General features: G+C 65.1%; 22 protein-coding genes. 17 read left to right on the top strand and 5 right to left on the bottom strand.

The genetic code is table 11. The annotated features are described in order from the left end of the window. Positions 1–18: 18 nt before the first annotated feature. Positions 19–813, bottom strand: a complete 795-nt coding sequence (locus YWC_RS0107080) for an NF038120 family PEP-CTERM protein (protein ID WP_027864741.1) — start codon at positions 811–813, stop codon at positions 19–21. Between the two features lie 514 nt (positions 814–1,327). Here YWC_RS0107080 and gspG point away from each other — a divergent pair. Genes gspG through YWC_RS0107025 form a run of 11 tightly spaced genes read left to right on the top strand, consistent with a single transcriptional unit; the run spans position 1,328 to position 10,801 of the window. Next, the gene (gene gspG, locus YWC_RS0107075; protein WP_229413033.1) at positions 1,328–1,759 is read left to right on the top strand and encodes a type II secretion system major pseudopilin GspG; all 432 of its coding nucleotides are present in this window, start codon (positions 1,328–1,330) and stop codon (positions 1,757–1,759) included. Between the two features lie 44 nt (positions 1,760–1,803). Then, positions 1,804–3,012: a type II secretion system F family protein gene (locus YWC_RS0107070; protein ID WP_027864739.1), complete on the top strand. Its 1,209-nt coding sequence runs from the start codon at positions 1,804–1,806 to the stop codon at positions 3,010–3,012. Continuing rightward, a complete protein-coding gene (locus tag YWC_RS0107065) occupies positions 3,009–4,709 on the top strand; it encodes a GspE/PulE family protein (protein ID WP_027864738.1) in 1,701 nt (566 codons plus the stop codon). The genes YWC_RS0107070 and YWC_RS0107065 overlap by 4 nt, the downstream gene beginning before the upstream one ends. Further along, positions 4,702–5,508: a hypothetical protein gene (locus tag YWC_RS0107060; protein WP_027864737.1), complete on the top strand. Its 807-nt coding sequence runs from the start codon at positions 4,702–4,704 to the stop codon at positions 5,506–5,508. The genes YWC_RS0107065 and YWC_RS0107060 overlap by 8 nt, the downstream gene beginning before the upstream one ends. Continuing rightward, positions 5,505–6,065, top strand: coding sequence for a PilN domain-containing protein (locus YWC_RS0107055; protein ID WP_027864736.1), 561 nt, complete (start codon positions 5,505–5,507; stop codon positions 6,063–6,065). Before YWC_RS0107060 ends, YWC_RS0107055 begins: the two co-directional genes overlap by 4 nt. After that, positions 6,062–6,637: a hypothetical protein gene (locus YWC_RS0107050; protein WP_027864735.1), complete on the top strand. Its 576-nt coding sequence runs from the start codon at positions 6,062–6,064 to the stop codon at positions 6,635–6,637. Before YWC_RS0107055 ends, YWC_RS0107050 begins: the two co-directional genes overlap by 4 nt. Continuing rightward, on the top strand, positions 6,634–7,167 hold the full coding sequence (locus tag YWC_RS0107045; RefSeq protein WP_027864734.1) for a hypothetical protein: 534 nt from the start codon (positions 6,634–6,636) through the stop codon (positions 7,165–7,167). Before YWC_RS0107050 ends, YWC_RS0107045 begins: the two co-directional genes overlap by 4 nt. Continuing rightward, complete coding sequence (locus YWC_RS0107040) at positions 7,167–9,197, top strand: secretin GspD/PilQ domain-containing protein (protein ID WP_027864733.1); 2,031 nt, start codon at positions 7,167–7,169, stop codon at positions 9,195–9,197. Before YWC_RS0107045 ends, YWC_RS0107040 begins: the two co-directional genes overlap by 1 nt. Beyond that, positions 9,197–9,667 carry a type II secretion system protein gene (locus YWC_RS0107035; RefSeq protein ID WP_027864732.1) on the top strand — a complete coding sequence of 157 codons (471 nt, stop codon included), beginning with the start codon at positions 9,197–9,199 and terminating at the stop codon, positions 9,665–9,667. Before YWC_RS0107040 ends, YWC_RS0107035 begins: the two co-directional genes overlap by 1 nt. Before the next feature lie 5 nt (positions 9,668–9,672). Then, positions 9,673–10,056, top strand: coding sequence for a type II secretion system protein (locus YWC_RS0107030; RefSeq protein WP_036213609.1), 384 nt, complete (start codon positions 9,673–9,675; stop codon positions 10,054–10,056). A gap of 1 nt (position 10,057) precedes the next feature. Beyond that, complete coding sequence (locus tag YWC_RS0107025; RefSeq protein ID WP_027864730.1) at positions 10,058–10,801, top strand: type II secretion system protein; 744 nt, start codon at positions 10,058–10,060, stop codon at positions 10,799–10,801. Between the two features lie 13 nt (positions 10,802–10,814). On the opposite strand, the gene murJ is transcribed toward YWC_RS0107025, so the two are convergent. Then, positions 10,815–12,365, bottom strand: coding sequence for a murein biosynthesis integral membrane protein MurJ (gene murJ, locus YWC_RS0107020; RefSeq protein WP_027864729.1), 1,551 nt, complete (start codon positions 12,363–12,365; stop codon positions 10,815–10,817). 220 nt (positions 12,366–12,585) lie between these two features. Between murJ and rpsT the strand changes: the two genes are divergently transcribed. Then, a complete protein-coding gene (gene rpsT / locus YWC_RS0107015; protein WP_027864728.1) occupies positions 12,586–12,852 on the top strand; it encodes a 30S ribosomal protein S20 in 267 nt (88 codons plus the stop codon). A 301-nt stretch (positions 12,853–13,153) separates the two neighbouring features. Further along, on the top strand, positions 13,154–15,388 hold the full coding sequence (locus tag YWC_RS0107010; RefSeq protein WP_027864727.1) for an NADP-dependent isocitrate dehydrogenase: 2,235 nt from the start codon (positions 13,154–13,156) through the stop codon (positions 15,386–15,388). A 53-nt stretch (positions 15,389–15,441) separates the two neighbouring features. On the opposite strand, the gene YWC_RS0107005 is transcribed toward YWC_RS0107010, so the two are convergent. Continuing rightward, on the bottom strand, positions 15,442–15,990 hold the full coding sequence (locus YWC_RS0107005; protein ID WP_027864726.1) for a pseudouridine synthase: 549 nt from the start codon (positions 15,988–15,990) through the stop codon (positions 15,442–15,444). Between the two features lie 181 nt (positions 15,991–16,171). Between YWC_RS0107005 and icd the strand changes: the two genes are divergently transcribed. Further along, entirely contained in the window at positions 16,172–17,425 is a 1,254-nt protein-coding gene (icd, locus tag YWC_RS0107000; RefSeq protein ID WP_027864725.1) for an NADP-dependent isocitrate dehydrogenase, read from the top strand. 201 nt (positions 17,426–17,626) lie between these two features. Here the strand turns inward: icd and YWC_RS0106995 are convergent, their stop codons facing one another. Then, complete coding sequence (locus YWC_RS0106995; RefSeq protein ID WP_027864724.1) at positions 17,627–18,532, bottom strand: nucleotide-binding protein; 906 nt, start codon at positions 18,530–18,532, stop codon at positions 17,627–17,629. A gap of 216 nt (positions 18,533–18,748) precedes the next feature. Between YWC_RS0106995 and YWC_RS0106990 the strand changes: the two genes are divergently transcribed. Continuing rightward, on the top strand, positions 18,749–19,039 hold the full coding sequence (locus YWC_RS0106990) for a hypothetical protein (protein ID WP_027864723.1): 291 nt from the start codon (positions 18,749–18,751) through the stop codon (positions 19,037–19,039). 88 nt (positions 19,040–19,127) lie between these two features. Here YWC_RS0106990 and cspE read toward each other — a convergent pair whose 3' ends face one another. Continuing rightward, positions 19,128–19,331, bottom strand: a complete 204-nt coding sequence (cspE, locus tag YWC_RS0106985; RefSeq protein ID WP_020653506.1) for a transcription antiterminator/RNA stability regulator CspE — start codon at positions 19,329–19,331, stop codon at positions 19,128–19,130. Positions 19,332–19,650: 319 nt separating this feature from the next. Between cspE and clpS the strand changes: the two genes are divergently transcribed. Then, the gene (clpS, locus tag YWC_RS0106980) at positions 19,651–19,953 is read left to right on the top strand and encodes an ATP-dependent Clp protease adapter ClpS (protein ID WP_027864722.1); all 303 of its coding nucleotides are present in this window, start codon (positions 19,651–19,653) and stop codon (positions 19,951–19,953) included. Further along, a complete protein-coding gene (clpA, locus tag YWC_RS0106975; RefSeq protein ID WP_027864721.1) occupies positions 19,950–22,250 on the top strand; it encodes an ATP-dependent Clp protease ATP-binding subunit ClpA in 2,301 nt (766 codons plus the stop codon). The genes clpS and clpA overlap by 4 nt, the downstream gene beginning before the upstream one ends. The last annotated feature ends 49 nt before the right edge of the window (positions 22,251–22,299 follow it).

The raw sequence follows: 22,299 nt of genomic DNA, 5'->3' as shown, positions 1-22,299 counted from the left end.
TCTTGTCGGAGGCGCGGATTATTTGGCGCGGCGGCGCGAGGTGGCGGTCAGGCCGGCCATGCCGAGCAGCAGCAGGGCGATCGAACCCGGTTCCGGAACGTCGGCCAGGCGCATGTTGTCGATGCCGAACTGGGCCTGGTTCTGGGTGAAGGCGCGCTCGCTGATGCAGTCGCCGTTACCGTCGAACAGGCAGGCGCTGATGGTCAGGCTGCTCAGCACCGCCGAGCGGAACGCGGCATCGACGTCGAAGCGGTCGAACACGAAACGGCCGGCGCTGTTCTGGCCGGCGAAATCGGCGCCGGTGACGATCGAACCGCCTGCAGCGATGGTGCCGCTCAGGATCAGCCGGCCATAGCTGAAGTTGGGCAGGCCGCCGACCGGGGCGACGAAGCCGAAGTCCAGGCCCTGGAACCTGAAGGTCTGCGTGCCGGTGGTGTTGTAGATGCTCACCCGTCCATCGTTGAGGCCGGCGTAGTAATTGCCGTCGGCGCCGACTGGGCAGGAGGTGATCAGGCAGGCGAAAACGTTCTCCGAATCGATCAGCGCGCCCACGCCGCCCCATTCGTCAGGCTCCGCAGTGGCGCTGTTGCTGACCTCCAGGCGGTAGTTGTCGATCATGAAGGCGTCGCCCGTGTTGTAGGCGGTGTCGCCCGGATTCAGCTGGTCCGACACGATGTTCTTCACGTCCTCGAACGTGATCACGCCGGCGTGCGCGGGAGCGAATGCGCCGAGTGCGCCGATGGCGGATGCGCACAGCAGTTTTTTCAGGGCGATGGGGAGGGAGGGCGCGGTGGATCGGATATCGCGTTTCATCAGTCGAGTTACCTTTATCGTTAGGGTTATGTGGTAATGCCGAAATGCTGCGCCGTTGTTGCTGGCTAGTTGTTAATTGAACATAGATTGCCCACATTTTCCGTTGCGGGTTGTCATGAAATATATCAACGGAAACAACAAGAAAGTAAAAAATTTTAACGTGGAAAATTTTTTAGTTGAGCAACTTTACGGAAGTAAATTCTGTTTCTCCTAATAAGGTTAGATGTGAAACAGATTGCGAACATGTAAGAAAATTGCGACAGCCCTTGCGTGCGTCACTAGCGTGGTTTTTTGTTTTATGGCAGAGCTTTCTGCATGTGCATGCCCTGTCTGGCATCAGGCTTGACGACCATGAAAGAAAAGTTGTCTCAACTGATGGGCACGTGGTAGCCTGCTCGGCGCAGCGCGTCGTGACACGCAGGCGGCAACTACGCAGCACCGTCGCGCACGGTGCGATCGGCGCGCAAGGTCTTATTGATGGGGCAATCGAGGAGTCAGTCAGATGTATGCAGCAATGAAAGATTTCCAGATCAAGGGCCGGCGCGCCCATGGTTTCACGCTGCTCGAACTCCTGGTGGTGATCGTCATCATCGGCCTGCTTGCCGCCTATGTCGGCCCCAAGTACTTCTCGCAGCTCGGCAAGTCAGAGGTCACGGTGGCCAAGGCCCAGATCGACGCCTTCGACAAGTCGCTCGACACCTATCGCCTCGATGTCGGCCGCTATCCCAGCACCGAAGAGGGCCTGAACGCGCTGATGGTGGCGCCGCCGAGCGCCGGCGCGAAGTGGAACGGTCCCTACCTGAAGAAGGGCGTGCCGCAGGACCCATGGGGCCGCGCCTACCAGTACCGTGCGCCGGGCAGCAAGGCCGACTACGAGATCCTCTCGCTCGGCAAGGACGGCCAGCCGGGCGGCGCCGGCGATAACGCCGACATCTCCTCGCAGTAAACCGTTTTCGGTCTCTCGTCCAAGTACCAAGCAGGGCAGCCTCCATGCAGTTTGCCGTTCGTACCCTTGCGCCCGACATGTCGATCTCCAGCGTCGTCGTGGATGCCGCCGACGCCCTCGATGCCCGCCGCCAGGTCGAGGCGCGCGGCTTGTTCGTCAGCGCGGTCGAGCCGGCGCGTAGTTCGCCGTTCTCTGCGCTGTTCTCCGGCAAGGGACGCAGGCAGGGCGGCAAGCTGTCCATCGTCCTGTTCAGCCAGGAACTGCTGGCCCTGCTCAACGCGGGCCTGGGCATCGTCGAAGGCCTGGAAGCACTGCTCGAGAAAGAGGCCAGCCCGGGCGCGCGCAGCGTGTTCGAACGCCTGCTGGGAGGACTGCGCGAAGGCAAGCGCTTCTCCAGCGTGCTGGCAAGCCAGCCCGACCTGTTCCCGCCGCTGTATGTCGGCATCGTGCGCGCCGCCGAGGGCACCAGCGACCTGCCGCGCGCGCTGTCGCGCTACATCGATTACCAGCAGCGCATCGATACCGTGCGCAGCAAGATCGTCAGCGCCTCGATCTATCCGGTGATCCTGCTGCTGGTGGGCGGCGGGGTGAGCGCCTTCCTGATCGGCTACGTCGTGCCGAAGTTTGCCGAGGTCTACCAGGGCGCGGGGCGCTCGCTGCCCTGGATGTCGCAGCTGCTGCTCGACTGGGGCCAGTTCGCATCGAAGCACGGCGGCGCCATCGGGGTAGCCGCCCTGCTGGCCATCGTCGGCGCGGTGGCCGGGGTGCGCCATTTGCTGCGCAGCGGCGGCATCAACCGCCTGCTGGTGCGCCTGCCGGGCATCGGCGAGCGTGCCCGCATCTATGAACTGTCGCGCCTGTACCTGACGCTCGGCATGCTCACCGAAGGCGGCATCACCATCGTCGGCGCCATCGAGACCGTGCAGCCGATGGTGTCCGGCACCGTGCGCAAAGGCCTGCTGCATGCGCGCGTCGCGGTCGAATCGGGGCAGCCGCTGTCGACTGCCTTCGAAGCCAACGGCTTGACCACGCCGATTTCGCTGCGCATGCTGCGCGTCGGCGAGCGCACCGGCGACATGGGGCCGATGCTGACCCAGTCGGCCGCCTTCTATGACGGCGAGATCACGCGCTGGATCGACCGCTTCACCCGCACCTTCGAGCCGCTGCTGATGGCGGCCATCGGCCTGGTGGTAGGCGCCATCGTGGTGCTGCTCTACATGCCGATCTTCGACCTGGCTGGAGACATGGGATGAAAGACGATGCCGTGACCCATGCCCCCCTCGATCCGGCGCTGCTGGCGCGCGCCCGGGCGCAGGCAGCGCAGTCGCGCCGCGGCCTGGTGGCCGAACTCGAAGGTCTGAGCGGCCTGGAGCCGCGCCGGATCATCCGCGAGCTGGCGGCCCCGTTCGGCCTGCCGGTAATGGAAACCGCCGCCATGCTGGCGCAGGCTCCCGCATTCGACCTGCTGCCGCTGGCTGGCGCCATGTCGCGCCATTGCGTGCTGCTGCGCGATGCGTCCGGCCACCTGACCGGCGTATTGTCCGATCCCTTCGACCTCGACCTGCAGACCTGGCTGGGCGCGCAGGCGCGCGCCACCGCCAGGAACCCGCTCGACCTGTGCCTGGCGCTGCAGTCCGACATCCAGGCCTACCTGTCCAAGCAGGAGGAATCGGCGCGCGCGGTGGACAGCCTGGTGGGCGCCGACGGGGAAGGGCGGCGCGACGGCAAGGTCAACCAGGTGCTCTCGTTTGCCTCGGTATCGGAAAGCGGCAGCCCGGCCGTCAAGCTGGTCAATTCGACCCTGTACGACGCCCTGAAAGCCGGCGCCTCCGACATCCACCTCGAGAGCACGGCCGGGGGACTGGCGGTGAAGTACCGTGTGGACGGGGTGCTCGACCATGCGGCCACGGTCGGCGGCATCGAGCTGGCCGAGCACATCATCTCGCGCCTGAAGGTGCTGGCCGAACTCGACATCGCCGAACGCCGCATCCCGCAGGACGGCAGCTTCCGGGTCGAATCCGGCGGACGCGACATCGACTTGCGGGTGTCGATCATGCCCAGCATCCACGGGGAGGACGCGGTGATCCGTATCCTCGACAAGCGCGCCATGATCGAGTCCTATGGCGCGCTCACGCTGGAGGCGCTGGGCTTCGACGCGCCCTCGCTGGCGACCCTGCGCACCCTGGCCCAGGAAGCCTACGGCATGCTGCTGGTGACCGGGCCGACCGGCTCGGGCAAGACCACGACCCTGTACGCGGCGCTCACCGAGATCCACAACGGCCGCGAAAAGATCATCACCATCGAAGACCCGGTCGAGTACCAGCTGCCGGGCATCCTGCAGATCCCGGTCAACGAAAAGAAGGGCCTGACCTTCGCGAAAGGCCTGCGCTCGATCCTGCGCCACGACCCGGACAAGATCATGGTCGGCGAGATCCGCGACCGCGAGACCGCCGAGATCGCGGTGCAGTCGGCGCTGACCGGCCACCTGGTGCTCACGACTGTCCACGCCAACAATGTGTTCGACGTGTTCGGCCGTTTTACCCACATGGGCATCGATCCTTACGCCTTCGTGTCGGCCCTGAACGGCATCTGGGCCCAGCGCCTGATCCGCATGAACTGCCCGCACTGCGCGGTGCGCTACGAACCCGACGAGGCCGAGCTCGCCTCGGTGCACCTGGCGCGCGAGGACGCCCAGGATTACCTGTTCATGCGCGGCAAGGGCTGCGGCGACTGTCGCGGCACCGGCTACCGCGGGCGCCGTTCGATCGCCGAGATCCTGACCCTGAACGACGAGATCCGCGAACTGATCGTCGACAAGCAGCCGATTCGCCGCATCAAGGCCGCGGCCCACGCCAACGGCACCCGCAGCCTGCGCCTGGCCGCGCTCGACCTGGTCAAGCGCGGCGCCACCACCATCGACGAGATCAAGCGGGTGACCCTCCATGCGTAGAAAGTTTGGACAGTCCCTGCGCCTGGGGGTGGCCGCCGACGGCCTGGCGCTGCTGCGCGTGGGCGGCTGGCCGCGCGCGGGCGCCGAGGTGCTGGCCCTGCAGGCGGTCGAAGCCGGCGCCCCGGATGCGCTTGGCAAGGGCCTGCGTGCGCTGCTGGGTGAATGCGATCCGCGCGGCTGGCCGCTGACCGTGGTGCTGGCCGACGACCTGGTGCGCCTGTGGCAGGTGCCGCCGCCGCCAGGCGCGACCCGCCTGGCCGACCTGCAGGCCGCCGCGGCCCTGCGCCACCAGCACCTGTTCGGCGCGCCGCCGCTCGAGTGGCGCATCAGCGCCGACTGGGATGCGGCGCGTCCCTTCCTGGCTGCCGCCGCGCCGGAGGCGCTGCTGGCGCTGCTGGAGCTGCTCGCGCGTGAACACCGCCTCCACCTGGTCGAGGTGGCGCCGCAATTCGTGGCCGCCATGAACGCCTGGCGCCGCGAGCGCCGTCCGGGCGCCTGGTTCGGCCTGGTGCATGGCGGCGTGCTGTCGATCGCCGCCTACGAAAGCAGTTCCCTGGCGGCGGTGCGCACCGCAGTGATCCCGCAAGGCGCCGACCGCGACTGGCTGGAAGCCCACGTTGCGCGCGAAGCATTGCGGGTCGGGGTAGGGCGGCCGGAGCGCATCCAGCTGTGCGGGGCTGCCCCGGCAGGCTGGGCCAGCGCGGCGGGCCGCCTGAAATTCGCCTGCACCCTGCTGGAAGACGACAGCGCCGACTGGCCGCTGCACGTGCGCCTGGCGCGCACCGGGATGGCATCATGAAGCGCACCAATATCGATTTCGCGCCGCGCAGCCTGCGGCGCGCCCTGTTCCGCGTCCCGCCGCGTTTCGCCGGTTTCCTGCTCCCCACCGCCATCCTGTGCTTCGTGCTGGTATCGCAGCTGCGCCAGTACCAGGAAGAGCGCGAAGGGCTGGAAGCATTGCAGGCTGCCATCGCGGCGCGTTCGCAGGCCGTGCGCCCGCTGCCGGTGGCCGCGCAGCCGACCTTCACCGTGTCCGATGCGCAGGCCCAGGCCGTCAACGACGCCGTCATGCAGCTCAACCTGCCGTGGCGCGACCTGGTCGAGGCCGTGCGCGCCGCCACGCCGGGCAACGTCGCCCTGCTGGCGCTGGAACCGGACGCCAAGCGCCGTACGCTACGCATCACGGCCGAGGCGAAGAACAGTGACGACATGCTGGCCTACGTGGCGAGGATGGAAGAGCAGGGCTGGTTCGCATCGAGCGCCCTGGTGCGTCACGAGATCGCCGAGCAGGAGCCGAACCGGCCGCTGCGCTTCCAGATCAGCGCTCAATGGGGCACAAGCGGGGGCGGCCAATGAAAGACATGAATCTGTCCGCGCTGTGGCTGCGCCTGGTGCTGGCGCTGCGCCGCGTGAATCCTGTCGTGGCCGGCGCCGTCGCGCTGGCGCTGGCGCTCATGGTCGCCTTCCTCCTGATGCTGCGGGCCCAGTTCGACCTCGAGGAGCAATATACCGAAGCGCGCCGTCAGGCCGCCTTGCCGCCACCCATGCCCGGTGCCGTCGCGCCGCCCCCGCCGAGCGCGGACCAGAACCTCGCGCATTTCTATGCCTCGCTGGGCGAGCGCGGCAAGGTCGAGCGCCAGCTCAAGACCCTGTTCGGGCTGGCCGAGAAGAACGGCCTGGCCCTGCGCCAGGGCGAATACCGCAGCAGCCAGGACCGGGCAGGGCGCTTCCTCACCTACCAGATCACGCTGCCCGTGACGGGCCGCTACGGCGCCATCTGGCAGTTTGCCTTCGACGCGCTGCGCGCGCTGCCGCACGCCTCGCTCGACGACGTGGCGTTCCGGCGCGACGCGATCGGCAGCGAGCTTGTGGAGGCGCGCCTGCGCCTGACGCTGCACCTGTCCGCCACCTCGGGAGCGCCGCGATGAAGCCGCGCCATATCGCGATGGCCGTGGCCCTGGTGGCGGCCGCACTCCTGGTGGTCTTCGGCGACAACACCCCCGAGGACGTGGTGGCCGAGCCGGTCGAGCGGGCGCAGGCGCCGGCGGCCGCGCCGGCCACGGAAACCCGGCCCGCCTCGGACAAGGACAAGAACGTTGCCATCCTGCGCCTGCTCCCGCGCGAAGTGCTGATCGGCGACAGCGACGATCGCTTCAACGGGGGCGAGAATGGCGTGTTCGCGCGCCAGGACTGGACTCCGCCGCCGCCGCCGCCGGCGCCCGCGCCGCCGCCTCCGCCGCCGAGCGCGCCGCCGCTGCCCTTCACCTTCATCGGCAAGTCGCTGCAGGACGGCGTCTGGGAGATCTACCTCGCCCGGGGCGAGCGCACCCATCTCGTGCGCGAGAACACGGTCATCGACGGCATGTACCGGGTCGACGCGATCAAGCCGCCGGTGCTGACCCTGACTTACCTGCCGCTGAACCAGGTTCAGCAGCTTAATATTGGAGTGTTCGACTGATGCTTCGTTTCCAGGCACATGTGCTGGGTATGGCCCTTGCGGCGGCTCTCATCGGCGGCTGCGCCGGCCAGCGCGCCTACCAGGAAGGCAATGCGCTGGTGGCGCAGGACCAGGTGGCGGCCGGGCTGGCGAAATACCAGGAGGCGGTCGCCGCCGACCCCGGCAATCCCCAGTACCGCAGCGCCTACCTGCGCGCGCGCGACACGGCGGCCAACCGCCTGATCGGCCAGGCGGAAAGCGCGCTCGCCAACAGCCAGACGGAAGCGGCGCTGCAGGATTACCGCCGGGTGCTGGCCTTCGACCCGGCCAACGAGCGCGCCAGAGCCGGACTGCGCCAGGTCGAGGTCGACCGCCGCCACGCCGCCATGCTGCAGGAGGCGCGCGCCGCCTTCGACAAGGGGGAACTCGATGCCGCGCGCCAGAAGCTGGCCGCGATCCTGACCGAGCGCCCGGCGCACGAGCCGGCGCGCCTCCTGATGCTGGACGTGGACGAGAAGGCGGCGGCAAGCCCTGCCGCCGAGGCGGCGCTGGCGGCGTCCTTTCGCAAGCCGATCAGCCTGGAGTTCCGCGACGCGCCGCTGAAGCAGATCTTCGAGGTCATCTCGCGCCACGCGGGCCTGAACTTCGTGTTCGACAAGGACGTCAAGGCCGACCAGCGCAGCTCGATCTTCCTGAAGAACAGCACGGTCGAGGCGGCGGTCTACTACCTCCTGATGACCAACCAGCTCGAGCGCCAGGTCATGGACGGCAACACCATCCTGATCTACCCGAACGTGGCGGCCAAGCTGAAGGAATACCAGGAGATGACGGTCAAGACCTTCTTCCTGGCCAATGCCGACGCCAAGAACATCGCCAACACCTTCAAGACCATCCTGAAGTCGCGCGACGTGGTGGTGGACGAGAAGCTCAACCTGGTGATCCTGCGCGACAGCCCGGAAGCGGTGCGCGTGGCGACCCAGCTGGTGGCGCTGCAGGACGTGCCCGAGCCGGAAGTCATGCTGGAAGTCGAGGTGCTGGAGATCAAGCGCAGCCGCCTGGTCGACCTCGGCATCTCCTGGCCGGGCTCGGTGTCCTTCGCGCCCCTGGCGTCGATCGACGGCCCGGTCAGCATCGACCAGCTGCGCGGCCTGAACCGCGGCAACGTCGGCGTCATCAGCGACCTGAGCGCCACCGTCAACGCCAACAAGACCGACGGCGACTCCAATATCCTGGCCAACCCGCGCATCCGCGTGCGCAACAAGGAAAAGGCCAAGGTCGTCATCGGCGACAAGATTCCGAACATCTCGACCACGATCTCGTCCGGCGTGGGCGGCTTCGCTTCCGAATCGGTGAACTACATCGACGTCGGCCTGACCCTGAACGTGGAGCCGACCATCTACCTGAACAACGAGGTCGGCATCCGCATCTCGCTCGAGGTCAGCACCCTGGGCGACTCGGTCACGACCCGTTCCGGCACCGTGGCCTACCGGATCGGCACCCGCTCGGCGACCACCTTCCTGCAGCTCAAGGACGGCGAGAACCAGGTGCTGGCCGGCCTGATCAGCAACGAAGACCGCTCCAGCGGCAGCAAGCTGCCGGGCATCGGCGACCTGCCGATCGTCGGCCGCCTGTTCGGCAGCACGCGCGACACCAGCGACCGCACCGAGATCGTGCTGTCGATCACCCCACGCCTGGTGCGCACGGTGCAGCGTCCGGCGGCGGCCAGCTCCGAGTTCGGCGCCGGCACCGAGGCCAGCTTCCGCCGCCGTCCGGACAGCACCGCGCGCGCGCCGGTACAATTGCCGGTCAGTGCCGGCGCCGCCGCGGCCGCTGCCGCGCGTGCGGCAGGCACGGCGCAGGGCACGGCGCCGGTCGGCGCCCCGGCCGCCGGATCGCCGGACCGTCCGATATCCGTACCGCCGTCGCAACTGCCCGTGACGCCGCAGACCGGCTCGCCGCAATCCGGCCAGCCGCCATCGAGCCCCGCCACCAACCTGCAGGTGGTCCCGGTCGCGCCGCCGCCACCCGCGAACCCGGCCACGCAACGCTGATGTCCACACGCGGCTTCACGCTCATCGAGCTCCTGGTCACGCTGGCGATCCTGGCCCTGCTGGGAACGCTCGCAGTGCCGGTGGCCCAGGTGACGGCGCAGCGCCGCGATGAAGCCGAGCTGCGCCGCGCCTTGCGCGAGATCCGCGCCGGTATCGATGCCTACAAGAAGGCGAGCGACGAAGGCCGCGTGGCCAAGGCGGCGGGCGCCACCGGTTACCCGCCACGCCTGGAGATGCTGGTCGAGGGCGTGCGCGACCAGAAGAGTCCGAAGCAGGCGCAGGTCTATTTCATGCGCCGGCTGCCGCGCGATCCTTTCCATGCCAATCCTGGTTCCTCGGACGCCGAGACCTGGGGCAAGCGCAGCTATGCCAGCGAACCGGACGAGCCCAGGGAGGGCGACGACGTCTACGACGTGTATTCCATGTCCGAGAAGCCGGGATTGAACGGCATCCCCTACAACAAGTGGTGAACCCGATGTCCAAGCTCACTCGCCTGCGCGCCTTCACCCTGATCGAACTGCTGGTGGTGCTGGGCATCGTGGCCCTGCTATTGACGCTGGCGGTGCCGCGCTTCTTCCCGAGCATCGACGCTACCCGCGAAACCATCCTCGAGGAGAACCTGCGCAATACGCGCGCGATCATCGACCAGTACAAGGCCGACACCGGGCGCTATCCGGATTCGCTCGAGCAACTGGTGGAGAAGAAGTACCTGCGCGAGCTGCCGATGGACCCGATCACCGAGAGCCGCGAGACCTGGATCGTGGAGCCGCCGCTGGAAGAAGAACAGGGCGAGGTCGGCAACATCAAGAGCGGCGCGCCGGGCAACGGCCGCAAGGGCAAGCCCTACGCGGAGTGGTAGCATGCGTGCCCGACGCCAGGCCGGCTTCACCTACCTCGGCCTGATCATCCTCGTCTTCATCGTCGGCCTGGTCGGCGCCGCCACGCTGAAGGTCGGCGCGCTGCTGCAGCGCGCCCAGCTGGAAACCGAACTGCTGGAGACCGGCGCCCAGTTCAGCGCCGCGCTCAAGAGCTATGCCGACGCCACCCCGCGCGGCCAACCGACCCAGCCCCTGACGCTGCAGGAGCTGCTGCGCGATACCCGCTTCCCGACCCCGCGCCGGCACCTGCGCAAGATATTCGTCGACCCCATCACCGGACGGCCCGAGTGGGGGATCGTGTCGGCGGCCCAGGGCGGCCGCATCCTGGGGGTGTACAGCCTGTCGCAAGCGAAGCCGCTCAAGCTCGCCGGCTTCGACGAGCGCTTCCCCAATTTCGAGAACCGTGAGCACCATGCGGACTGGAAGTTCATGGCGCTCGGGCAGGGCGCCGCCCCGCGGCCTCGCGCCGTGCCGGGCGCCTCCGCGGAGCCGCCGATCACGATGGCGCCGCCGCCGGAGCAGCCGGCCGGGCCGGTCGTCGCACCGGTGGAGGCGCAGGCGCCGATGCGCGAGGTGGCTCCGCCCCCGCGCAACGAGCCGGAGCCCGAGGCGCCGCGCGAGGAAGCGCCGGAGCCGCCTGCCGACGACGACCGGGAACAAGACAAGGACAAGGACAAGGACGGTCCCCGGGAGCCGCCGCCCCCGTCCACGGACTCCGGGCGCTAGGGGGCGCTTGTGTCTACTTGGCGCGGCGCTTGAAGTCGCGCGGGCGGAAGCCCAGCGCCAGCAGCACCGCGAAGTAGGCGCAAGCCGCGACCGCGATGATCGCCGCCAGCGCGCCGGCGCGCAGCAGCGGCGTGGCGCGCAGCGCGATCCAGTCGAACTGCGCCTGGCCGAACCAGGACACGGCGCCCATCACGCTCACCGCGACCAGGAGCTTGAGGAAGAACTTGCCCCAGCCCGGCTGCGGCACGTAGATGTGGCGCCGGCGCAGACCGGTGTACAGGAAGGCCGCGTTGATGCAGGCGCCCACGCCGATCGACAGCGCCAGGCCGGCCACGCCGAACAACGGCACGAACACGAGGTTGAGGAGCTGGGTCGCCACCATCACGCCGACCGCGATCTTGACCGGGGTACGCACTTCCTGGCGCGCATAGAAGGCAGGCGCCAGGGTCTTGACCAGGATGAAGCCGAGCAGGCCCGCGCTGTAGGCCATCAGCGGCAGCGAGGAGTGGGCCACGTCCTGGGCGGTGAACACGCCGTAGTGGAACAGGGTGGCGATCATCGGCACCGCCAGCGTCGCCATGCCCACCGAAGAGGGGACGGCCAGCAGGAAGGTCAGGCGCAGGCCCCAGTCCAGCAGCGAGGAGTATTCCTGGGTGTCGCCTTCGGTGTTCGCTTTGGCCAGGCTGGGCAGCAGGATGGTGCCCAGGGCCACGCCCAGCAGGGCGGTGGGGAATTCCATCAGGCGGTCGGCGTATTGCAGGGCCGTCACCGCGCCCGCGGCCAGGCTGGCGGCGATGGTGGTGTTGATCAGGAGGCTGATCTGGGCCGCCGACACCGCGAACACGGCCGGCCCCATCTTGCCGAGCATGCGGCGCACGCCGCTGTCGCGCAGTCCGGTCATGGGATTGAGCGAGAGGCGCGGCAGCATGCCGAGCTTCACCAGCGAAGGAATCTGGATCGCCACCTGGGCCAGGCCGCCCACGCACACGCCCACCGCCATCGCATAGATCGGTTGCTCGAACCAGTCGGCCAGCACCAGCGCCGAGACGATGAAGGAGATGTTCAGCAGCACCGGCGTGATGGCCGGGATCTTGAAGTGGCGCCAGGTATTGAGCACGCCGCTGGCCAGGGCCACGAAGGCCATGCAGGCGATGTAGGGGAACATCATGCGCGTCATGAGCACGGCGGCGTCGAAGGCTGCCGGTTCGCGCTGCAGGCCGCCGCCGATCAGGTAGATCAGCACCGGCGCGGCGAGGATGCCGACGATGCTGGTCAGCACCGTCGCCCAGACCAGCACGGTAGCCACGTGGTCGACCAGGGTTTTCGTGGCCTCCTGGCCATGCTTGGTCTTGTACTCGGTCAGGATCGGCACGAAGGCCTGCGAGAACGCGCCTTCCGCGAACAGCCGGCGCAGCAGGTTGGGCAGGCGGAAGGCGATGTTGAAGGCGTCGGTGAAATTCGAGGCGCCGAAGGTGGCGGCAAACAGGCTGTCGCGCAGCAGACCGGTGACGCGGGACACCATGGTCATGCTGGAAATAGCGGCGAGGGTACGGAGCAGGTTCATGGCCCGGGATTATACTTGGGCAATAGTCCCGTATTGCCGCCGCACGTGCTCTCAGGCGACAATTATTGAATTATGAATTGCCCTAAGTGCTTTCGTTCGCTATAATCGTGGGCTGTACTGAATTCTGTTAGCAGACACGAATCGTTGGGCAGGCACCGTAGGCGCCAGTTTCACTCGCGAATGTTTGCAAACGCAACTTGACCCCGATTTAGGAAATTTCATGGCAAATACCGCACAAGCGCGCAAACGCGCTCGTCAAGCAGTTAAGCAAAACGCACACAACTCGTCGCAGCGTTCGACCCTGCGTACCGCAATCAAGGCAGTTCGCAAGGCCATCCAGGCTGGCGACAAGGCCGCTGCGACCACCATCTTCCAGCAGTCCGTGTCGACCATCGACAGCATCGCTGACAAGAAGATCATCCACAAGAACAAGGCAGCCCGCCACAAGAGCCGCCTGGCTGCTGCCCTGAAGGCACTGTCCGCTTAATTAGCGAGGTGCGTGCGGCCTAGGCCGCGCAGGCAGTTCTGTGCAGAGCAAGACCCGCCCGACTTCGGTCCTGGCGGGTTTTGTCGTTTGCTGCATATGCTTGGGCTCGCCTCGAAATCCACGTGCTCCAGCCGGCAGCCTAAAATTTAAAACCCATGGCGCACAGTAAAATACTGGTGCATAATGTGAAACGCCGTCTTATGTCTTATAGAAGACTTCCCGAAGTCCCGCCTTCAAGACCTGAGCGTTACCACCTGTTTTTGACATCGTGCGACCCGCATGATCATCGAGGAAAAAGCGTATGAGCAGTGATCCGACCATCATCTACACCCTGACCGACGAGGCCCCGCTGTTGGCGACCCACGCCTTCCTGCCAGTCGTCAGCACCTTCACCAAGCCGGCCGGCATCAAGGTCGAGCAGGCCGACATCTCGGTTGCCGCCCGTATCCTGGCGCAGTTCCCGGAGAACCTGACTCCGGAACAGCGCGTCCCGGACGTGCTGACCGAACTGGGCAAGAAGACGCTCGAGCCGGACGCGAACATTATCAAGCTGCCGAACATCTCGGCCTCGGTGGGCCAGCTGACTGCCGCCATCAAGGAACTGCAGGCCAAGGGCTACAAGCTCCCGGATTACCCGGCCGACCCGAAGACCGATGAAGAGAAGGCCATCAAGGCCAAGTACGGCAAGTGCATCGGCTCGTCGGTGAACCCGGTCCTGCGCGAAGGTAACTCCGACCGCCGCGCGCCGAAGGCCGTCAAGGAATACGCCCGCAAGAACCCGCACTCGATGGCGCCATGGTCGCAGGCATCGCGCACCCACGTGTCGCACATGACCCACGGCGACTTCTACCACGGCGAAAAGTCGATGACCCTGGACGGCGCCCGCGACGTCAAGATGGAACTGGTCACCAAGTCGGGCCAGACCATCGTGCTCAAGCCGAAGGTCGCGCTGCAGGCCGGCGAGATCATCGATTCGATGTTCATGAGCCGCAAGGCCCTGCTGGCCTTCTACGAACAGCAGATCAATGACGCCAAGGAAACCGGCGTGCTGTTCTCGCTGCACGTCAAGGCGACCATGATGAAGGTCTCGCACCCGATCGTGTTCGGCCACTGCGTGCGCATGTTCTACAAGGAAGCCTTCGAGAAGCACGGCGCCCTGTTCGACAGCCTCGGCATCAACGTCAACAACGGCATGGCCGACCTGTACAACAAGATCGCCGCGCTGCCGGCCTCGCAGCGCGAAGAGGTCGAGCGCGACCTGCACGCCTGCCAGGAAAACCGTCCGGCGCTGGCCATGGTCGACTCGACCAAGGGCATCACCAACTTCCACTCGCCGAACGACGTGATCGTCGATGCGTCGATGCCGGCCATGATCCGCGCCGGCGGCAAGATGTACGACGCCACCGGCTCCCTGAAGGAAGTCAAGGCCGTCATCCCGGAATCGACCTTCGCCCGCATCTACCAGGAGATCATCAACTTCTGCAAATGGCACGGCGCCTTCGATCCGAAGACCATGGGCACCGTCCCGAACGTGGGCCTGATGGCGCAGCAGGCCGAGGAATACGGCTCGCACGACAAGACCTTCGAGATCCCGGAAGACGGCGTGGCCAACATCACCGACCTGGCTACCGGCGAAGTCCTGATGAGCCAGAACGTGGAAACCGGCGACATCTGGCGCATGTGCCAGACCAAGGACGCCCCGGTCCGCGACTGGGTCAAGCTGGCGGTCACCCGCGCGCGCAACTCGGGCATGCCGGCCGTGTTCTGGCTGGACCCGTACCGTCCGCACGAGAATGAACTGATCAAGAAGGTCAAGACCTACCTGAAGGATCACGACACCACCGGCCTGGACATCCAGATCATGTCGCAGGTCCGTGCGATGCGCTACACCCTGGAGCGCGTCTCGCGCGGCCTGGACACCATCTCGGTGACCGGCAACATCCTGCGCGACTACCTGACCGACCTGTTCCCGATCCTGGAGCTGGGCACCTCGGCCAAGATGCTGTCGATCGTCCCGCTGATGGCCGGCGGCGGCATGTACGAAACCGGCGCGGGCGGCTCGGCGCCGAAGCACGTGCAGCAGCTGACCGAAGAGAATCACCTGCGCTGGGATTCGCTGGGCGAGTTCCTGGCCCTGGCCGTGTCGCTGGAAGACCTGGGACTCAAGACCGGCAACAACAAGGCGAAGGTGCTGGCCAAGACCCTCGACGCCGCTACCGGCAAGCTGCTGGACAACCGCAAGTCGCCGTCGCCGAAGACCGGTGAACTCGACAACCGCGGCAGCCAGTTCTACCTGTCGATGTACTGGGCCCAGGAGCTGGCCGCGCAGACCGAGGACGCCGAACTGGCAGCCAAGTTCGCGCCGCTGGCCAAGCAGCTGCTTGATAACGAAGCCAGGATCGTCCAGGAACTGCTGGAAGTGCAGGGCAAGCCGGCCGACATCGGCGGCTACTACAAGGCCGACGACGCCAAGGTGAAAGCCGTGATGCGTCCGAGCGCGACCTTCAACGCCGCGCTGGAGTCGTTCGCGGTTTAATACGCTCCTGCGTAAATGAAAACGCCGACCTGCGGGTCGGCGTTTTTTTTGGATTACGAATACCGGACTTCGATGAACTCCCCCGGCATCAAGGGATGCGTCGCCAGCGAAAACGGCCCGATGCTCGAGCGCACCAGCCGCAAGGTCGGCAATCCCACCGCCGCCGTCATCCTGCGCACCTGCCGGTTTTTCCCTTCTTCCAGCGTGATCGCGATCCAGCTGGTCGGCTTGTCCTGGCGCGCACGGATCGGCGGATTGCGCGGCCACAGCCAGGCCGGCTCCGCGATGCGCACCGCCTTGCACGGCTTGGTGACGAAGTCGCCCAGGTCCAGCGGCGCCTGCAGCCGCGCCAAGGCGGCGCTGTCCGCCACCCCGTCCACCTGCACCAGGTAGGTCTTGGCTTCCTTGTGGTCCGGATGGGCGATCTTGTGCTGCAGCTTGCCGTCGTCGGTCAGCAGCATCAGGCCTTCGCTGTCGGCGTCCAGCCGGCCGGCAGGGTAGATGTTCGGGATGTCCAGGTAGTTGGCCAGGGTTTCGCGGCCGTCCTGGCTGGAGAACTGGCACAGGACCTGGAAGGGTTTATTGAAGAGGATCAGAGGCATGGGGTGCGAATCGGTACATAAAAGGTGCTGCGTAGCGCCTCGGAAAATACTGGTGCATAATGCAAGATGCTGGGAAGGTGTCTTATACAAGACTTGCAGCCGTATTCCACATTGTAGATGAAATGCGGGCCGGGCCCGACGCCGCGACGCGGCCTGCCACGCGACCACATGGGAGAGCATGATGTACCAACATATCAAGGTCCCGGCCGACGGCCAGAAAATCACCGTCAACGCCGACTTCTCGCTAACCGTGCCGGACAATCCGGTCATTCCATACATCGAGGGTGACGGCACCGGCGTCGACATCACCCCGGTCATGCTCAAGGTTGTCGACGCGGCCGTGGCCAAGGCCTATGGCGGCGCGCGCAAGATCAGCTGGATGGAAATCTACGCCGGCGAAAAGTCGACCCAGGTCTACGGTCCCGACGTGTGGCTGCCCACCGAAACCCTGGACGTGGTGAAGGACTACGTGGTCTCGATCAAGGGCCCGCTGACCACCCCGGTAGGCGGCGGCATCCGTTCGCTCAACGTCGCGCTGCGCCAGGAACTCGACCTCTACGTCTGCCTGCGCCCGGTGCGCTATTTTGCCGGCGTGCCCTCGCCGTTGAAGCAGCCGGAGAAGACCGACATGGTGATCTTCCGCGAGAACTCGGAAGACATCTACGCGGGCATCGAATGGGCCGAAGGCTCCGAAGGCGTCAAGAAGGTCATCAAGTTCCTGACCGAAGAGATGGGCGTCAAGAAGATCCGCTTCCCCGAAACCTCGGGCCTGGGCATCAAGCCGGTCTCGCGCGAAGGCACCGAACGCCTGGTGCGCAAGGCGATCCAGTACGCCATCGACAACGACAAGCCCTCGGTGACCCTGGTCCACAAGGGCAACATCATGAAGTACACCGAAGGGGGCTTCCGCGACTGGGGCTATGCGCTGGCGCAGCGCGAATTCGGCGCCGAGCTGATCGACGGCGGTCCATGGTGCAAGTTCAAGAACCCGAAGAGCGGCCGCGAGATCACCATCAAGGATTCGATCGCCGACGCCTTCCTGCAGCAGATCCTGCTGCGTCCGGCCGAATACAGCGTGATCGCCACCCTGAATCTGAACGGCGACTATGTCTCCGACGCGCTGGCGGCCCAGGTGGGCGGCATCGGCATCGCGCCGGGCGCCAACATGTCGGACTCGGTGGCGATGTTCGAGGCCACCCACGGCACCGCGCCGAAGTACGCCGGCAAGGACTACGTGAATCCGGGTTCGCTCATCCTTTCGGCAGAGATGATGCTCCGCCATATGGGGTGGACGGAAGCGGCCGATCTCATCATCAGCGCGATGGAACGCGCGATCACCTCGAAAAAGGTCACGTATGACTTCGCGCGGCTGATGGAAGGCGCTACGCAAGTGTCGTGCTCGGGCTTCGGCGAGGTCATGATCGAACAGATGTAAGCAGGTATCGCCCCCGACATCGTCCTTCGTGGGACGATGTCGGCACATTGCGTGCGGCGCCGCTACCGTGCGCATGCCCCCTGAGCGTTGAGGATGTGAATGATCTCCGTCGCCAGGGAACGGTATTCCAGGGCCGCGACCGAACTGGGTGCGGTATCGGCAATGAGCTCGGATTTCCCGCGCGGTTCTTCAAGCCGTGCATCACGCCAGAACCGCTTTTCGATTTTCTTGCGTTCTACGGCATATGCAGTGCTGAGTGTCGTATGCATCAGCGGCAATCCGAATGCATGCGCGGCAGCATAGCCGCCCGACTCCGTCTGCCATCCCTGGCTTCTTGTTCGTGAACAAAGTGAACAACTTGGGGCTCGCGCCTGGTTCGGCATGCTTGGCGAGGCGGCGCGAAAACACATTCCGTATCGAGTTCGGGGCGTCCCAGCGTTCGAGGTCGAAGACGAAGGTGACCAGGTCGCTCAGCAGCAGCGCGGTTTCGATATCGCGGCCGAGATCCAGGAAGACGAAGTCCGTGCTGGTCCTTAACTCGGCAAGCGTTGCATCCGGCTTGTTTTTGGCTTGCCACTCCTTGGCCTCGAAATAGCAATCAAACGCCCGTTCGGGACGCAGCGTCCCGTCTTCCGCCAGCGCGCCCATGGCTTGGAGGCGATGCCGCAGATCCGTCAGTTCGGAAGGATTCAGTATGACGTGCGATCGCCGCAGCACACGCGGGTTATCGAACTGGAAGTTGTCCTGGCTGAGATAGTCGGCGTCTGTGACGACCGCGCTGCGATACCCGTCTTGCGCCAACAGGCGGCCAAGCTCGAGGGAAATATAGGTCTTCCCGCATCCGCCGGTCGCGCTGACAATGCTGATGATGTGTGTATCGCCGGAAGTCGGGGTGCCGTCCAGGCGAACGGGCGGGAACGGCAAGCGGTGCTTGATGCAAAACAGGGCAAGTGCCCCGGCGCTGATTCCGCGCGTCGACTTCCGGTCCCGCGGCGCTTCATAGGCAGCCCAGGTACGGCGATCGACGTGGATCGACTGCGCTGCTTCTGCGATAGTCAGGCCAAGGCGTTCCCGCGTTTGTTTCAGATGTAGTGGCTGGATATGCATGTCGTTCTCCTGATGGCAACACGGAAAATTTAAGGCAGTCCCGCCATTTTGGATAGATGCACAACGTGCATGGCCGACGCACTCGCGTCTTGCGGGCTCCGTTTCAGGGAGTGCTGATCAATGGGCGCGCGCGTACCGCGACTCAACCCGGTTCGGCTAAGATGAAAGCTTCGATCCCGGCAGCGGCCGGGTCTTCCCTTTTCAATAGGAGGAGCAATGGCGTCCCAGGCACATTTCGAACGGATCGGCCGCTTCATCTATGGCTTCCACCGCATTGTCTCGCCCGAGGAACTGCGCGCGCTGCAGGATGGAAGCAGGCTCCCGGTGGAGCTGGCCGACCGCGGCGCCGCGCTGGCGGAGCGCTTCGATGCCGTGCTGGCCGACTGGCATGAGGACGCGCGGCTCGAACGCGGCGACTCCGTCAGCGACGAGCGCATCGCCGCACTGTTGAAAGACACCCGCGACTTCTCGGCGGAACTGGCTTATGCTCGTACCCAGGGTGCATGAAATGCAGGGCAGGCAGGCAAGGGGGGAACGCCACGGGCGAAAAAAAACCCCGCCGTGGCGGGGTTCTTCGCTTCCGGGAGGGGAATGATTACATGCCCTGGATGTTGGAAGCTTGCTTGCCTTTCGGGCCTTGCGTGACTTCGAATTGGACTTTTTGACCTTCTTTGAGGGTCTTAAAACCGTTCATATTGATCGCGGAGAAGTGTGCGAACAGATCCTCGCCGCCGTCATCAGGAGTGATGAAGCCAAAGCCTTTGGAATCATTGAACCACTTAACAGTACCAGTTGCCATAAAAGAACTTTCAAATTTTAACTAATCACACGAGCCATAAAAGCAAGAAGCTTCTTGCCCCCTCCTCAGCCTGCTCACTTCTTATCAACAAGTACATAAGTACAATGTCAATGACTGCATTGTTGGTGGAATAATCACTGAAGTCAAGCGGTTTTGGGGGGCTGTTGCCAAATTTTTCACGGCAGAGGTAACACGACTCTTGATTTCGTCAATTGGATCGCCATCTGCGCATTCATCGGAAAACCAGTAACATGGAAGCACATGAGAACGAGCTGATGTTTACGCTTGGCACAGACATTGAAAGCATTAGAATACGCCCATGGCTACGAAGCATGACACCGAACAGCTGCTGGAGCGGCAAACTGTAAAACCGCCACCCTTATATCAGGTGGCGTTGCTGAACGACGACTACACGCCGATGGAATTCGTGGTTGCGATCATCCAGGAGTATTTCAACAAGGATCGCGAAACGGCGACCCAGATCATGCTTTCCGTGCATCGGCACGGCAAGGGCGTCTGTGGGGTGTTTTCCAAAGATATAGCGTGTACCAAAGTGGAGTTTGTCTTAACGCATGCGCGTAAGGCAGGGCACCCCCTGCAGTGCGTGATGGAGGAAGTATGATTGCGCAGGAACTTGAAGTATCCCTACACATGGCCTTTGTCGAAGCCCGTCAGGCCCGCCACGAGTTCATTACCGTGGAACACCTGCTGCTGGCCCTGCTCGACAACCCATCAGCCGCCGAAGTCCTGCGTGCGTGCGCGGTCAATATCGAAGACCTGCGCAAGACCCTGACTAATTTTATCGGTGATAACACCCCGACCGTGCCGGGCACGGGCGAGGTCGACACCCAGCCGACGCTCGGATTCCAGCGCGTGATCCAGCGCGCGATCATGCACGTCCAGTCGGCCTCGAACGGCAAGAAGGAAGTCACTGGCGCCAATGTGCTGGTGGCGATCTTCGGCGAGAAGGACTCGCACGCCGTCTACTACCTGCACCAGCAGGGCGTGACCCGTCTCGACGTGGTCAACTTCATCTCGCACGGCGTGCGCAAGGACCAGCAGCTCGACACCAGCAAGGCGTCGGAAGGCGTGGAAGAAGCGCAGGTCGAAGGCCAGGCCAAGGAAAGCCCGCTCGACCAGTTCACCCAGAACCTGAACAAGTCGGCCGCCGATGGCAAGATCGATCCGCTGATCGGCCGCGAGGAAGAAGTCGACCGCGTGATCCAGATCCTGTGCCGCCGCCGCAAGAACAATCCGCTGCTGGTGGGCGAGGCCGGTGTCGGCAAGACCGCCATCGCGGAAGGCCTGGCATGGCGCATCGTCCAGGAAGACGTCCCCGAAATCCTGCAGAACGCGGTCGTGTTCTCGCTCGATATGGGCGCGCTGCTGGCCGGCACCAAATACCGCGGCGACTTCGAGCAGCGCCTCAAGGCCGTGCTCAAGCAGCTCAAGGACACCCCGAACGGCATCCTGTTCATCGACGAGATCCACACGATCATCGGCGCCGGTTCGGCGTCGGGCGGCACGCTCGATGCATCGAACCTGCTCAAGCCGGCCCTGGCCAACGGCCAGCTCAAGTGCATCGGCGCGACCACGTTCACGGAATTCCGCGGCGTGTTCGAGAAAGATCACGCACTTTCCCGCCGCTTCCAGAAGGTCGACGTCAACGAACCGTCGGTCGAGCAGACCGTGGCGATCCTGCGCGGCCTGAAGTCGCGCTTCGAAGAGCACCACGGCGTGAAGTACTCGGCCTCGGCGCTCTCGACCGCGGCCGAGCTGGCGGCGCGCTTCATCAATGACCGGCACCTGCCGGACAAGGCCATCGACGTGATCGACGAAGCGGGCGCGGCACAGCGCATCCTGCCGAAGTCGAAGCAGAAGAAGACCATCGGCAAGACCGAGATCGAGGACATCATCGCGAAGATCGCGCGGATCCCTCCGCAGACCGTCAACCAGGACGACCGCAGCAAGCTGCAGACCATTGACCGCGACCTGCGCAACGTGGTGTTCGGCCAGGACCCGGCGATCGAAGCCCTGTCGGCCGCGATCAAGATGGCGCGTGCCGGCCTGGGCAAGACCGACAAACCGATCGGCTCCTTCCTGTTCTCGGGTCCGACCGGCGTCGGCAAGACCGAGGTCGCCAAGCAGCTGGCCTTCATCCTGGGCATCGACCTGGTGCGCTTCGACATGTCCGAGTACATGGAGCGCCACGCGGTGTCGCGCCTGATCGGCGCGCCGCCGGGCTACGTCGGCTTCGACCAGGGCGGCCTGCTGACCGAGGCCATCACCAAGAAGCCGCACACCGTGCTGCTGCTGGACGAGATCGAGAAGGCCCATCCGGACATCTTCAACATCCTGCTGCAGGTGATGGACCACGGCACGCTGACCGACAACAACGGACGCAAGGCCGACTTCCGCAACGTGATCATCATCATGACCACCAATGCGGGCGCCGAGAGCCTGACCAAGCGCTCGGTGGGCTTCGTGGATTCGAAGGCGGCAGGCGACGAGATGGCCGACATCAAGCGCATGTTCACGCCGGAGTTCCGCAACCGCCTGGACGCCATCATCAGCTTCCGCGCGCTCGACGAAGACATCATCCTGCGCGTCGTGGACAAGTTCCTGATGCAGCTGGAAGAGCAGCTGCACGAGAAGAAGGTGGAAGCCGTCTTCACCGAGAAGCTGCGCAAGTTCCTCGGCACGAAGGGTTTCGACCCGCTGATGGGCGCCCGTCCGATGTCGCGCCTGATCCAGGACATGATCCGCAAGGCGCTGGCCGACGAGCTGCTGTTCGGCCGCCTGGTCAACGGTGGCCGCGTGACGGTGGACCTGAACGAGAAGGACGACGTCGTCCTCGAGTTCCCGGAAGGCGACGCACTGCCGCCGCCGGCTCCGGCCGAGACGGTCGAGATCGAGTAATCCCCCGTCTTGCAATGAAAACCGCGCGTCAAGCGCGGTTTTTTTTGCA

It is taken from the genome of Massilia alkalitolerans DSM 17462 (assembly GCF_000427785.1).
Classification (GTDB): domain Bacteria; phylum Pseudomonadota; class Gammaproteobacteria; order Burkholderiales; family Burkholderiaceae_D; genus Telluria; species Telluria alkalitolerans.
Note: the sequence above shows the minus strand (reverse complement) of the source record. Positions and strands in the feature narration are given on the sequence as shown.